At 62.6% G+C, this 12,573-nt stretch carries 13 protein-coding genes; 7 read left to right on the forward strand and 6 right to left on the reverse strand.

Translation table 11 applies throughout. The features are described 5' to 3' along the window. The first annotated feature begins 208 nt into the window (after positions 1 to 208). The 3 genes from CQ12_RS06895 (at position 209) to CQ12_RS06905 (ending at position 2,671) form a co-directional block, all read left to right on the forward strand. Positions 209 to 535, forward strand: a complete 327-nt coding sequence (locus tag CQ12_RS06895) for an NIPSNAP family protein (protein ID WP_057834587.1) — start codon at positions 209 to 211, stop codon at positions 533 to 535. A 94-nt stretch (positions 536 to 629) separates the two neighbouring features. Further along, positions 630 to 1,481, forward strand: coding sequence for a 3-deoxy-8-phosphooctulonate synthase (gene kdsA / locus CQ12_RS06900; RefSeq protein ID WP_057834588.1), 852 nt, complete (start codon positions 630 to 632; stop codon positions 1,479 to 1,481). A gap of 14 nt (positions 1,482 to 1,495) precedes the next feature. Then, positions 1,496 to 2,671, forward strand: a complete 1,176-nt coding sequence (locus CQ12_RS06905) for an MFS transporter (protein ID WP_057834632.1) — start codon at positions 1,496 to 1,498, stop codon at positions 2,669 to 2,671. A gap of 4 nt (positions 2,672 to 2,675) precedes the next feature. Here the strand turns inward: CQ12_RS06905 and CQ12_RS06910 are convergent, their stop codons facing one another. Further along, the gene (locus CQ12_RS06910) at positions 2,676 to 3,656 is read right to left on the reverse strand and encodes a hypothetical protein (protein WP_057834589.1); all 981 of its coding nucleotides are present in this window, start codon (positions 3,654 to 3,656) and stop codon (positions 2,676 to 2,678) included. A 214-nt stretch (positions 3,657 to 3,870) separates the two neighbouring features. On the opposite strand from CQ12_RS06910, the gene CQ12_RS06915 reads away from it, so the two are divergent. After that, positions 3,871 to 4,566: an HAD-IA family hydrolase gene (locus CQ12_RS06915; protein WP_083519164.1), complete on the forward strand. Its 696-nt coding sequence runs from the start codon at positions 3,871 to 3,873 to the stop codon at positions 4,564 to 4,566. Here the strand turns inward: CQ12_RS06915 and CQ12_RS06920 are convergent. From CQ12_RS06920 to CQ12_RS06940, 5 genes are all read right to left on the reverse strand, one after another. After that, a complete protein-coding gene (locus tag CQ12_RS06920; RefSeq protein WP_057834591.1) occupies positions 4,550 to 5,110 on the reverse strand; it encodes a hypothetical protein in 561 nt (186 codons plus the stop codon). The genes CQ12_RS06915 and CQ12_RS06920 overlap by 17 nt on opposite strands. An 18-nt stretch (positions 5,111 to 5,128) precedes the next feature. Next, positions 5,129 to 6,715: a tetratricopeptide repeat protein gene (locus CQ12_RS06925; protein WP_057834592.1), complete on the reverse strand. Its 1,587-nt coding sequence runs from the start codon at positions 6,713 to 6,715 to the stop codon at positions 5,129 to 5,131. A gap of 163 nt (positions 6,716 to 6,878) precedes the next feature. After that, on the reverse strand, positions 6,879 to 7,343 hold the full coding sequence (queF, locus tag CQ12_RS06930) for a preQ(1) synthase (protein WP_057834633.1): 465 nt from the start codon (positions 7,341 to 7,343) through the stop codon (positions 6,879 to 6,881). 57 nt (positions 7,344 to 7,400) lie between these two features. Next, the gene (locus tag CQ12_RS06935) at positions 7,401 to 7,772 is read right to left on the reverse strand and encodes a c-type cytochrome (RefSeq protein ID WP_057834593.1); all 372 of its coding nucleotides are present in this window, start codon (positions 7,770 to 7,772) and stop codon (positions 7,401 to 7,403) included. Next, on the reverse strand, positions 7,769 to 8,761 hold the full coding sequence (locus CQ12_RS06940) for a Vgb family protein (protein ID WP_057834594.1): 993 nt from the start codon (positions 8,759 to 8,761) through the stop codon (positions 7,769 to 7,771). The genes CQ12_RS06935 and CQ12_RS06940 overlap by 4 nt, the downstream gene beginning before the upstream one ends. A 173-nt stretch (positions 8,762 to 8,934) precedes the next feature. Here CQ12_RS06940 and eno point away from each other — a divergent pair, with 173 nt between their 5' ends. The 3 genes from eno to CQ12_RS06955 all read left to right on the forward strand — a co-directional run bounded on the left by eno (position 8,935) and on the right by CQ12_RS06955 (position 12,555). Then, on the forward strand, positions 8,935 to 10,218 hold the full coding sequence (gene eno / locus CQ12_RS06945) for a phosphopyruvate hydratase (RefSeq protein WP_057834595.1): 1,284 nt from the start codon (positions 8,935 to 8,937) through the stop codon (positions 10,216 to 10,218). 48 nt (positions 10,219 to 10,266) lie between these two features. Further along, positions 10,267 to 11,403: a zinc-binding dehydrogenase gene (locus tag CQ12_RS06950; RefSeq protein WP_057834596.1), complete on the forward strand. Its 1,137-nt coding sequence runs from the start codon at positions 10,267 to 10,269 to the stop codon at positions 11,401 to 11,403. A 597-nt stretch (positions 11,404 to 12,000) separates the two neighbouring features. Further along, on the forward strand, positions 12,001 to 12,555 hold the full coding sequence (locus CQ12_RS06955) for an NADPH-dependent FMN reductase (protein WP_057834597.1): 555 nt from the start codon (positions 12,001 to 12,003) through the stop codon (positions 12,553 to 12,555). Positions 12,556 to 12,573: the final 18 nt, after the last annotated feature.

Below are 12,573 nucleotides of genomic sequence, written 5' to 3' on the forward strand. Positions count from 1 at the left end.
CGCGGCGGGGCGGGGTGACGGTCTCTCCACGCGTGCGCTGTTGGATGCGGAGGGACCGTCACCCCGCCCCGTCTCGCATTCCGCTTGCGCTCCATGCGAGCCGACCCGCCCCCTCAAGGGGCGGGTGAAGTGAGGGCGCCTTTGACGAGCGCGTCGATTGTTGCGACAACTCCCGCCCGCAAGAACAACAACCTTGGGAGCAAAGCCGATGATCATGGAAATGCGCGTCTATCGCTGTCTGCCGGGCCGCCTGCCGGCGTTGATGAAGCGCTTCGATACGCTGACGCTGAAACTGTGGGACAAGCACGGCATCAAGCAGGCCGGCTTCTACACCACGCTGATCGGCACCTCCAATCAGGAACTGACCTACTTCGTCGCCTGGGACTCGCTGGCCGACCGCGAAAAGAAGTGGACCGCATTCCAGTCCGATCCGGACTGGATCGCCGGCCGCGCCAAGAGCGAGGAGGACGGCCAGATCATCGACAACATCGTCAGCCAGCTGCTGGTGCCGACGGCGTTCTCCGCGGTAAAATAGCCGCGGGTGCAACCCTGATATTCAGGGGTTAAACGGGGTTGATCCTGGGGTCGCGGACCGGCATGGTCCGCGCCGAATACAAAGGAAAAATCCCTTGAACGCGAAAGTCGAAGCAGCTCCGGTCGTCTCGGTAGGCCCGGTCAAATTCGGCAACGGCCTGCCGATTTCGATCATTGCTGGTCCCTGCCAGCTCGAAAGCCGGGCGCATGCGCTCGAAGTGGCGAGCGCGCTGAAGGAAATCGCCAGCCGCCTCGGGATTGGCCTCGTCTACAAGACCTCCTTCGACAAGGCCAACCGCACTTCAGGCTCGGCCGCGCGCGGCGTCGGTCTCGCGCAGGCCCTGCCGATCTTCGCCGAGATTCGCTCCTCGCTCGGTTTGCCTGTCCTGACCGACGTCCACGAGGCCTCGCAATGCGCGGAAGCCGCGCAGGCGGTCGACGTGCTGCAGATCCCGGCGTTCCTCTGCCGGCAGACGGATCTGCTATTGGCAGCTGCGGCGACCGGGAAGGTCGTCAACGTCAAGAAGGGACAGTTCCTCGCGCCGTGGGAGATGACCAACGTCGTCACCAAGATCACCGGCGGCGGCAATCCGAACGTGATGGTGACCGAACGCGGCGCCTCGTTCGGCTACAACACGCTGGTATCAGACATGCGCGCGCTGCCGATCATGGCGCAGACGACAGGCGCGCCCGTTATTTTCGACGCCACCCATTCGGTGCAGCAACCGGGCGGGAAGGGCACTTCATCAGGGGGCCAGCGCGAATTCGTCCCCGTGCTGGCGCGGGCGGCGGTCGCCGTCGGCGTCGCCGGCGTGTTCATCGAGACCCATCCGGACCCTGATCGCGCGCCGTCTGACGGACCCAACATGGTGCCGCTGCGCGAGTTCGAGGCGCTGGTGAAGCGGCTGATGGCGTTCGACGCGCTTTCCAAGAACGCTGCGTCGTGACCGCTGCCAGCGGCATGCCGCCGGCGCTTAATATCATTGCGCTCGCAACCTTTTCGGCGGCCCTGTCCGCCCGCGCGCTCGATCCGGTGTTGCCGCACGTAGCCGAGGATTTTTCGGTCAGCATCGCCACCGCCGCCAGTTTCGCCGCTGCCTTCGCCTTCACCTTTGCCATCATCCAGCCGGTGCTCGGCGCCTTCGCCGACATTTTCGGCAAGGCGAGGCTGATGATCGTGGCGCTTACGCTGCTCGGCTTCGCCAACATTCTCGGCGCGATGGCGACGTCGTTTCCGCTGTTGTTCGCGAGCCGCATTCTGGCCGGCATCGGTTCGGGCGGCGTGTTTCCGATTGCGCTGGGGCTGACCAGCGATCTCGTCGGCGCCGAAAAGCGCCAGGTCGCGATCGGGCGCACGCTGGCCGGCGCCATGACCGGCAATCTGCTGGGCGCCACCGTGTCCGGCCTGATCGGCGATTTCCTCGGCTGGCGCGGCGTGCTCGCCGTGCTCGGGGCAATCGTCGTGCTGGCCTCGATCGTGGTTGCGATCGGGTTTCGCGGCGCGGCGCTGACACGTCCGCCGCGCACCAGCCTGTCGGCCCTCAAGCAGGGTTATCGCACGATCTTCACCAACCCGAACGCGTACATCTGTTACTCGGCCGTCTTTATTGAAGGCTGTTGCGTGCTCGGCCTGTTTCCGTTCATTGCCTCTTTCCTGTTCGACCTCGGACAAACCTCGCTGTCGATCGCGGGTGTCGTCATCGCCGGCTTCGCGGTCGGCGGCCTCTTCTACACCATGACGGTGTCGCGGCTTCTGCCTGTTATCGGCGTCAACGGGATGATCATCGGCGGCGCGGCGCTGGTCGGTGTACAGCTCATGGCGGTTGCGTTGGGGCTGGAATGGAGATTGCAGCTACTCAATCTGGTCTTCATGGGCTGGGGTTTCTACATGATCCACGGCAGCCTCCAGGTATTCGCCAGCGAATTGTCAGCGGAAGCGCGCGCGACGGCGCTGTCGTTGCACGCGTTCTTTTTCTTCATGGGCCAGACCGTCGGCCCGATCGCCTACGGTTTTGGAATCCAGCATGCCGGCAAGGTTCCGACCTTGCTGACCGCGGGGGCCATCATGATCGTACTGGGCTTTGTCTGCGCCAGACTGCTGCGCCAGACGCGACCGGCGGATGCGCCGTCGACGTAGCCCCTCAGCGTGCGTTCAAGGCCGCCGACAACAGCCGCTCGGCCTGCCGGGTTGCTTCCGCAAAGGCTGGCTGCTTCGGCGCGCGTTCAGTGAAGCAGCGCTTATACGCGTCCTCGCCCTTCTGGCGCAGGTTTCCCAGCCTGTCATAGGCCTTCCTATCGATCTTTCCTGAGCGGAGATCGTCATCGGCCTGTTCGGCCTTCTGGTTGAAGCCGGTCCGGATCGCGATGCAGGCCGGGATTGTCACCTCGGGCGCGATCGATCCGTAGGCGACGTAGACCTTGCCGCCGGCGATCGCGGACACGAACACGTGGTCGGCCGCATCTGGGATATCGGACTGGGTTCGCCCAGCCAGCATGGCGTTGGCAAAACTGGCGCCGGCAGGTTTTGCAATCGGCAACGAATTGAAACTGATGACCGCAGCGCCGCTCGACACCGCCTGCGTATAAAAACTCTCGTCCTTCAGCGCCGCGCCGATCTGCTGCGGCACGTTCCTGACGCCTTTGTCCCACCAGTCCTTGTGGGCGCGCAGCCAGCGTTCGAACAGCGTCTGCGTCGTGACGACGATGTGCGCCTTCGGCGCGACATATTTGCCGTCGGTGCCATCCTGGCCGGCCTTCTCGCCATTCTTGCCTAGCAGAGCGTCGAAGCGCAGGCCATCGAGCATGCCAAAGCCTTCGTCGCCTTTGGCGAAGGTGTCGATGTGCAGCCTGGCCGGGCCAAAGCCCTCGCGGGCCGGCTCGTTGAGCATGGCGCGCATCTGCGCCCCGAGATCGGCGCTTGCCGCCTCCTCGGCCTTTCGCGCGGCCTCGTCTGCGTTGCCGGCATCGTAGATGGCCGAGATTTTGTCGATCGCCGCATCGCGTGCAGCGATGTAGCGATCCTCAGCTGATTTTGCCGGTGGCGCGGCTGATACGTTCGAGATCGTTGCGGCGAGGCAGAGCGGGACGAGAAGCCGGAGGACGGCGGAGCGGGCATTGTTCATGGGCGGTGGTCGGCCGTACCGGCCTTCCGGTTCAAGCGGTGGGGGTGAGGCTCGGCGCCATCAGCAAAAATTTTGCGGTCCATAAAAATTTCAAAGTCGCAATTCCGAGACGCGCGGGCCAATTTTGCCTCGTGATCTCGAACGGCGTTGGCGCTTCGCCAAATGCCACGCCGCAACTGGGAGTGAGGCCAGGTTGAACAGGTTCAGGGCCATCATGTTCGACGTCGACGGAACCATGGCGGAGACGGAGGAATTTCATCGACGCGCATTCAATGACGCGTTCAGCCATTTCGATCTGCCGTGGCGCTGGGATGTCGCAACTTACGGCAAGCTGCTGCGGATCGCAGGCGGAAGAGAGCGTATCAGGTATTTTTGGGATTCGCTCTCCGAGGACCGCTTCGATCTTTCAGATGGTCGCATCAACGAAGTGCACCGCTTCAAGACGCGCCGATATGCGGAACTGGTTGGCAGCGGCGCCTGCGGACTGCGACCGGGAGTGGTCGACCTGATCGTTCGAGCACGCGACGGGCGGTTGCGGCTAGCGATCGTTACGACCACGTCGCGGGACAATATTGGCGCACTACTTAGCCAAAATCTGGGACCGGACTGGAACCGGAATTTCGACGTGATCGTTTCCGGGGAAGACGTGCCCAACAAAAAACCGGCACCAGACGCCTATCTCGTGGCTCTCGACACTCTTGGTCTGCCTGCCGCGTCTTGCCTGGCCATCGAGGACTCTCGTAACGGTCTGGTGGCAGCGGCCTCTGCCGGTGCCCCGGTCCTGATTACCCGCAGCTTGTATTTTCGAGACGAGGATTTCACGGGCGCAGCCAGCGTCACGGATGATTTAACCGATTTGCCTGACGATTTCTGGCTTCTCCAGCGCTGTGAGACTAGAGGCCAAGCGTGATCTCGGCCCAGCGCATCACGGTGTTGCCATTGAGAAACTCGATCACGCCGGGCTCGATGGCTGCCGGCCGGTCGTGGCCGAGCACAGCGGTCGCTGTGATCATGTCGCAGCGGTCCCTAAAGACGACCGATATCGCCGTCTTGCCAAGCGGATTGCGGGCGTTGAGCGTGTAGGCGCGGCTGCGACCATCCATCCGCGCGATTCTGATTGGACGGCTGGCGCCGAGCGGCGAGACGTCGCCGATGAGAGCAAGATCTCCCATACGGTCCACATCGTCGTCATCGGCTATGCCTGTCGTGCAATTGCAAAAGCCGATCTTGGCGCGCAGATAGACATTCACCTCGGTACCGCAGTCCGCGGCCCTGCACCGGAACGCCTTTCCTTTGCCCCACGGATCGGCGGGGAAGGGCCAGGCTATCTCGGTCCATACCGGCGCGGTCGCGGTTGCGGCCGCGCGCTGTGACAGACCGGACCATGCCAGCATCGCAGCCAGCACGCTTCCCAGAGACACCGATACAATGGCGACACGACCGACCGGCCTCATCTCACCACCGTGGTTGGACTAGTTGCTGGCGAGATACTTCTTCGCCGCCGCGACTTCTGGGCGTTCAGTGTCGGCATTCGCCGTCAGCGCCACGAGTTGCTGATAGTTGTCTCGTGCCGCAGCCTTGTCACCGAGCGTATCGGCGGCCTTGGCGGCGCCTGCGTAGCCCTGAAGGCGGTTCGGCTCCTTGGTCTTGGTGGCCTCGAAGGCCGCAAGGGCTTCCCTGGTCATGCCGCGATCGAGCAGCATGAAGCCGTAGAGTTCGCGCGCCGGGGCCAGCGGGCCGGGCGTGATGGCGTGTTTCTCGGTCTTGTCCTCGGCATCCGCTGCGGCGCTCATGGCCCTGAGGGCCTCGTCGTATTTGCCCTCCGCGTGAAGCACCCACGCCAGGGCGACCTGACGCTGGATGTCGACGATATCTGGCCAATAATTATCCTTGGCTTCGCGCAACTTGTCGCGCATTTCGGCAAGTTTTTGGACGTCGGCCCTGGCGGCCTCCGGTTTGCCAGTGTGCGCGGCGCCGAGAGCGCGGGCGAAGTGCGAGATCGCCATCGCGAAGTTTGAGCCGCTCGGCCTGACAGTTAGTTGTGAGGCGGCGTCCCACTCGCCGCGCTCGATTGCATAACGGGCCGGCGCCGCCGCCAGCGCGTAGTCGGCCGCCGCGACTGTGGCCTTGAAGTTAGTCTCCTTTGCCATCTCGTCCATGACGGCACGTGCCTGCTGGTCCTGGGCAAGCTGAAGGTAGGCGTAAACCATATAATCCTGCGCGTGCAGATAATTGCCCACCGACTTCTCGGCCTTGGCTGCCTTTACGGAAGCGATGTTGGAAGCAATCGATTCCTTCCAATAGCCGACGCGGGTGTAGATGTGCGACGGCATATGCTGGGCATGCGGCGCGGCCGGCGCGATCTTGGCGTAGCGGTTGGCGGCGTCGAGACCTTTATGCGCGGTCGTCGGATAGTCGTAGAGGTGGATCAGGTAATGCGTCACCCCCGGATGCTGCGGAAGCCGCATGGAAAGCGGCTCCAGGATTGAGGCGCCCTTGGTCTGCTGTGTGTACGTCTTGTCGTTCAGGTCCGCCGACGCGTTGAGCGTGATGGCGTAGGCGATCTGAGCCTCGTCGTCATCTGGATACTTCGCCGCGACTTTCGCTTGGGCATCACGCAAGGCACGCATACGCTGGGCGTGGGGCACTTTGTCGTAATCCGTATACATCACCATAAGCGCATCGATGTAGTCGCGTTCGCGCTCGGTCTTTGCCCCGATCTCCTTGGCCTTGGTGATGGCGGCAAGGCCGGGCGCCAGATTCGGCCGCGGAATCGCGTTGTGCGGATTGTCCATCAGCGTGAGAGCAATGCCATAATGTGCCATGGCACATGTCGGGTCTGCCTCTAGGACCTCCTCAAAGATCTCCTTGCCGTTAATGTACCAAAAGGAATGCTGATAGCGCATGGCGCGATCGAAACGACGCTGCGCCACCTCGTTGCAAGAGGTCTTGAAATGCACTTGACCGAGCTGCCGATCCACATCGTCTTGCGCAAGCAGCGGCTGGGACGTCGAGAGGGTAAGAGTTGCGACGGTAGACGCGAGGAGAGACTTCCGCATGGACTTCCTCCGTTTGGCAAATCTAGAAAAGAATAGATGTACTATACGACTTTCGTGGCTGTGCTTGAATGAGTATGTGGTCGTGGCAGCGCAACTGACCTTTCTCTCTGAGCGTAAACGGTTACCGGAAGTCCGAGGATAGCCCCTTCTTGTCGATCAGCGTTCATCCCCGCCCGCGATAGGGCGCGACGCCCTGATCCGGCACCCACATGTCCTTCGGCAATTTTCCGGTCTGCCAGAACACGTCGATCGGGATGCCGCCGCGCGGATACCAGTAGCCGCCGATGCGCAGCCATTTCGGTTTGATCTCGGCCGCGATCCGCTTGCCGATCATGACCGTGCAATCCTCGTGAAAGGCGCCGTGGTTGCGGAAACTTGCCACATAGAGCTTCAGCGATTTCGACTCCAGCAGCCATTGTCCGGGCGCATAGTCGATCACGAGATGCGCGAAGTCCGGCTGGCCCGTCACCGGGCAGATCGAGGTGAATTCCGGCGCGGTGAAGCGGACCAGATAATTGGTGCCGGCCTGCGGATTGGGTACGCGGTCTAGCTTGGCCTTCTCGGGGCTGTCGGGCCATTCCACGGCGCGGCCGAGTTGCAGTGATTTTGGCAATGATTTTTTGGCCATCATGATCGTCCTGTTGCGAGGGCTGACATGGACGCAACAAGGCGTGGCCGTCAACCGTCAGCGCGAGGCGGGGTCGGCGAGAAACTTCACCAGCGCCTGCCGTTCGGCGGCGTTCTCGATGCCGCGCATCGACATCCATAATCCCGGAAACATCGCCGCGGGATCGGCCAGGAAGCTCTCCAGCCGCTTCGCATCCCAGCGCAAGCCCTCGTCACGCGCCTTGCGCAGCACCGGCGAGTAGTCGAAGCCGGCATCGCTGCCGACTGCGCGACCGATCAGGCCTGAGAGATTGGGGCCGGGGAGGTTGCGCTCGGCCGGATCGAGGCTGTGGCAGGCACGGCAGGGGGTGAAGGCCAGCGCGCCGTCTTCCGCCGCATGGGCGGAAGCGGGCAGGAGGAGAGACAGCAGCAGAACGCCGAGTGACTTCACGCAGGTGCGACCGTCTGGATTACGACGAGACGGTCATTGCCGGATTCGCCGCCCCAGGTTTCGCCGGGCCGGCCGTCGAGCTGGCGCACATTCGCGCCCGCTTTGTCGCTCGGGATTGCGTTGAACTTTTCGGTCACGGGATCGAAGCGTACAATTGCGTTCGCCCCGAAATCGGTAAGCCAGACCTTATCCTTGTCGTCGACATAGACCGCATAGGTTCGGGGATTGCTGCCGGGCAGCTTCCATGCCTTCCAGGAGCCGTCAGCGGGGTCGTGCATCGACACATTGCCGCTATTCCACTCGCTGACCCAGATCCGACCCTTGGAATCCGACCAGACGCGCCGCGCGCCCTGGTTCGGCGTCGGCGGTTCGACCACGGTCGCGTTGCCGGTTGCCGGGTCGATTTTGGCGATGTGGTTGCCGGCGAGCGAGGCGTACCAGATGTCGCCTTTCGGCGTGATGGTCATTCCATAGGTGCCGCGGCCGCGCGGCGATTTGAACACGGTCATGTCGCCTGATTTCGGGTCGAGCCGACCATAGATGCCGGTTTGGCCGGTGAACCAGTAGATGCCGTTCTTGTCGAACACGGCGGTGTTGAGATTGGCGTGTGCCTCCTTTTCGGGCAGGCGGAACAGCGTCACCTTGTGGTCTCCGGGGTCGACGCGGGCGACGGCGTTCTGTCCGCCTTCGGTTACCCAGGGTGCGCCGTCCGGGCCGATGATGACGCCATGGGGCGCGGCACCCTTGCCGAGGTCGACCAGTTTGTAGGAGCCGTCGCGTGGATCGAGACGGCCCAGCGTGCCGTTGCGCTGGCCGCAGAACCAGATCGTGCCGTCGGGGGCGGGGGTGGTGTCGCGTGAGCCCATGCCTGCGGCGACCGGATAATATTTGACGCGGAACGGGCCTTCCTGGGCGGCGGCCCTTTTCAGCAGGGCGGGCGCAGCGAGGATGCCAATGGCGGCGGTTCCAAGAAACTGGCGGCGATTCATTGCGTTACCCCGGCTTGTGAAGTGAAGGTTTGGACGCCGATATCGACCTTGGAGCAGTCTATCCTGACGGGTTTTGGCCGTCCGGAAAAGGCCAGCGGTCAAGCGTTCACATTTGCTTGCTTGCCGTGTAAGACGCCCCCGAAACCGGACCAACATTCCAGGAAAGTTCAGACATGACCGCCATCGTCGATATCATTGGCCGTGAAATTCTCGATAGCCGTGGCAACCCCACCGTTGAAGTCGATGTGGTGCTGGAAGACGGCTCGATCGGCCGCGCGGCGGTGCCGTCGGGCGCCTCCACCGGCGCACATGAGGCGGTTGAACTCAGGGACGGCGACAAGAAGCGCTATCTCGGCAAGGGCGTGCAGAAGGCGGTTGAGGCCGTCAACGGTGAAATTTTCGAGGCGCTGAGCGATCAGGCCGTCGAGGACCAGGTCCATATCGACCAGATCATGATCGATCTCGACGGCACGCCGAACAAGAGCCGGTTAGGGGCCAACGCCATCCTCGGTGTCTCGCTGGCCTGCGCCAAGGCGGCCGCCGAATCCTTCGACATGCCGCTCTATCGCTACGTCGGCGGCACCTCGGCGCGGACGCTGCCGGTGCCGATGATGAATATCATCAATGGCGGCGCGCATGCCGACAACCCGATCGACTTCCAGGAATTCATGATCCTGCCGGTAGGCGCGGCGAGCTTTGCCGAAGCATTGCGCTGCGGCTCGGAAATCTTCCACACGCTGCGCAGCGAATTGAAGAAGGCGGGACACAACACCAATGTCGGCGACGAGGGCGGCTTTGCGCCGAACCTGCCGTCGGCGGATGCAGCGCTTGAATTCGTCGTCAGCGCAATCGGCAAGGCCGGCTACAAGGCCGGCGGCGATGTGATGCTCGGGCTGGACTGCGCCGCGACCGAATTCTTCAAGGACGGCAATTACGTCTATGGCGGCGAGAACAAGACCCGCTCGCGCTCGGAGCAGGCTAAATACCTCGCCGACCTCGTCTCGCGCTATCCGATCGTCACCATCGAGGACGGCATGTCCGAAGACGACATGGAAGGCTGGAAGGAATTGACCGACCTGATCGGCAAGAAGTGCCAGCTCGTCGGCGACGACCTGTTCGTCACCAACGTCACCCGCCTGGCCGACGGCATCAAGAACGGTCGCGCCAATTCGATCCTGATCAAGGTCAACCAGATCGGCACGCTGACGGAGACGCTTGCCGCCGTCGAATTGGCCCACAAATACGGCTACACCTCCGTGATGTCGCATCGGTCCGGCGAGACCGAGGATTCCACGATCGCCGACCTCGCGGTCGCCACCAATTGCGGCCAGATCAAAACCGGCTCGCTGGCGCGCTCCGACCGTACCGCCAAGTACAACCAGCTCCTGCGCATCGAGCAGCAGCTCGGCAAGCAGGCGATATATGCCGGCAAATCGGCGCTGAAGGCCTTGGCATAACGCGCCGGCGCATCCAGATAGAACGAGCACCACAGGGGAGGGATTGTGATGAGTGACGGCAACAGCGGGCTTCAACTGCGTACGCTGCTCAAGAAGAGCGGCGAACTCGAACTGTCGCTGGCGAACGTTCCGACGCCTGAACCGGCCGACGACGAGGTCGTGGTCCGGGTCGAGGCGACGCCGATCAATCCGTCCGATCTCGGGCTTCTGATCGGGCCGGCCGACATGTCGACCGCCAGGGAATCCGGCAGCTCGGATGCGCCTGTCATCACGGCGAAGATGCCGGATGCGGCGATGCGGATGATGGCGGCGCGGCTCGATCAGTCACTTCCTGCGGGCAATGAAGGCGCCGGCGTCGTGATCCGGACCGGGTCCTCAGACGCCGCCAAGGCGCTGATGGGCAAGACCGTCTCGATGATCGGCGGCGCGATGTACACGCAGTACCGCACCATCAGGGTGCGGGACGTGATGGAATTGCCTGATGGCACCACGGCAGCCGACGGCGCGTCATGGTTCGTCAATCCGCTGACCGCACTCGGCATGACCGAGACGATGCGGCGCGAAAATCACAAGGCGCTGGTGCACACCGCCGCCGCCTCCAACCTCGGCCAGATGCTCAACAAGATCTGCATCAAGGACGGCATCGGCCTCGTCAACATCGTGCGCAGCAAGGAGCAGGCCGATATCCTGCACCAGATCGGCGCCAAGTATGTCGTCGATTCCACGGCGCCGAGCTTCATGGAAGATCTCACCAATGCGCTGGTGGAAACCGGCGCCACCATCGCCTTCGACGCCATCGGCGGCGGCAAGCTCGCAAGCCAGATTCTTACCAGCATGGAGATGGCGGCCAACAAGACTGCCAAGGAGTACAGCCGCTACGGCTCGAACGTGTACAAGCAGGTCTATATTTACGGCAGCCTCGACAACCGCCCGACTGAACTCAGCCGCGCTTTCGGCCTGACCTGGGGCGTCGGCGGCTGGCTGTTGACGCCGTTCCTGCAGAAGATCGGCCCCGCCGAAATCGGCCGCCTGCGCCAGCGCGTGGCGTCCGAACTCAAGACCACGTTTGCCAGCCACTACACGCAGGTGGTGTCGCTGCAGGAGACGCTGCAGCTCTCCAATATCGCCGTGTACAACAAGCGCTCCACCGGCGAGAAATTCCTGATCAACCCGAACAAGGGTTGATGGCACGGGGCTTCTGCCCAGCCATCAACAGAGCAGGCCGCCCGACGGGGCGGCCTGCTCTGCGTGATCTGAGACAGAAGATCGCGGGATTATCGTTGTGATTTCGATCCGGCGTCCGCTGGTTTTCTTTTCGGATGGAGCGTTCGCGTGGAAAGCGCTGCCGCTTCCTCGAGTTCGACGGCGCGCCTGATTATTTGCAGTTCCAGATAGGCCTTCGCAACGTCAAACCGATACTTTGGTGTTCGCACAGACATTCGATTACGCATGACAACCCCTTCGTAGCGAGGCGCACGCTAAACACTGTCGTTGGAACGATCTAGACCGTAGAACTGCTGGTTCCATGTCTCGAAGATGACGCCGTGACATCGTCCAGCAACGGGATCGGTTGCGCCTGGCCTTGGAGCTGACTGTCGCGGATTTTTGTCCCGTTAGCCGGAAAGCGCTGGCTCCCTAACGGATCGGGCGCGCCGGGGAGTGACCGAAAGCTGGCCGAACGAGCGCGGTCAACCTATTAAAGGCTATTTCATGCACTTGCATCTTTCCGGCAATCTGACGTAAGGGAAGGGGCAGACGCTTCCACTCCAACAGGGATATCCAATGGCTACGCATACCATCGTCACGATCGTCGGCTCGCTCCGCAAGGAGAGCTTTTCGCTCAAGGTCGCCAACGCGCTCGCCAAGCTGGCGCCGGCGTCCCTCAAGCTCGACGTGACCACGCTCGAAAGCGTTTCCTTTTTCAACCAGGACCTCGAAGCCAATCCCCCGGCCGACTGGCTGGCGTTCCGCGAAAAGCTGCAGAAGTCGAACGGCGTGCTGTTCGTGACGCCGGAATACAACCGCTCGATCCCCGGCGTCCTGAAGAACGCCATTGACGTCGCCTCGCGCCCCTATGGCAAGAGCTCGTTCCTCGGCAAGCCGATCGGTATCGTCGGCAACGCCCCCGGCGCGCTCGGCGGCGTCAGCGCGGTCAAGCATCTTCAGAACATCCTGCCCGGCATTGCCGGCCCGATCCTGGGCCAGCCTGAAATCTATTTGAATGCCATCGGCGATGCCTTCGACGACAAGGGCCAGCTCACCAAGGAATCGGTGCAGAAACTCCTTCAGCAATATATCGACGCGTTTGCGGCGTTCGTTGAGAAGCAGAACAGGTAAGCGGTCTCTCCTCGTCAT

Source organism: Bradyrhizobium jicamae, from assembly GCF_001440395.1.
In the GTDB taxonomy this organism is placed as follows: domain Bacteria; phylum Pseudomonadota; class Alphaproteobacteria; order Rhizobiales; family Xanthobacteraceae; genus Bradyrhizobium; species Bradyrhizobium jicamae.

What these genes read in the sequence shown, in the direction of transcription:
- CQ12_RS06905 (WP_057834632.1), top strand. Translation starts at nt 1,496, where the DNA reads ATGCCGCCGGCGCTTAATATCATTGCGCTCGCAACCTTTTCGGCGGCC.
- CQ12_RS06910 (WP_057834589.1), bottom strand. Translation starts at nt 3,656, where the DNA reads ATGAACAATGCCCGCTCCGCCGTCCTCCGGCTTCTCGTCCCGCTCTGC.
- CQ12_RS06940 (WP_057834594.1), bottom strand. Translation starts at nt 8,761, where the DNA reads ATGAATCGCCGCCAGTTTCTTGGAACCGCCGCCATTGGCATCCTCGCT.
- CQ12_RS06895 (WP_057834587.1), top strand. Translation starts at nt 209, where the DNA reads ATGATCATGGAAATGCGCGTCTATCGCTGTCTGCCGGGCCGCCTGCCG.
- CQ12_RS06950 (WP_057834596.1), top strand. Translation starts at nt 10,267, where the DNA reads ATGAGTGACGGCAACAGCGGGCTTCAACTGCGTACGCTGCTCAAGAAG.
- CQ12_RS06915 (WP_083519164.1), top strand. Translation starts at nt 3,871, where the DNA reads ATGTTCGACGTCGACGGAACCATGGCGGAGACGGAGGAATTTCATCGA.
- CQ12_RS06925 (WP_057834592.1), bottom strand. Translation starts at nt 6,715, where the DNA reads ATGCGGAAGTCTCTCCTCGCGTCTACCGTCGCAACTCTTACCCTCTCG.
- eno (WP_057834595.1), top strand. Translation starts at nt 8,935, where the DNA reads ATGACCGCCATCGTCGATATCATTGGCCGTGAAATTCTCGATAGCCGT.
- queF (WP_057834633.1), bottom strand. Translation starts at nt 7,343, where the DNA reads ATGGCCAAAAAATCATTGCCAAAATCACTGCAACTCGGCCGCGCCGTG.
- CQ12_RS06955 (WP_057834597.1), top strand. Translation starts at nt 12,001, where the DNA reads ATGGCTACGCATACCATCGTCACGATCGTCGGCTCGCTCCGCAAGGAG.
- CQ12_RS06920 (WP_057834591.1), bottom strand. Translation starts at nt 5,110, where the DNA reads ATGAGGCCGGTCGGTCGTGTCGCCATTGTATCGGTGTCTCTGGGAAGC.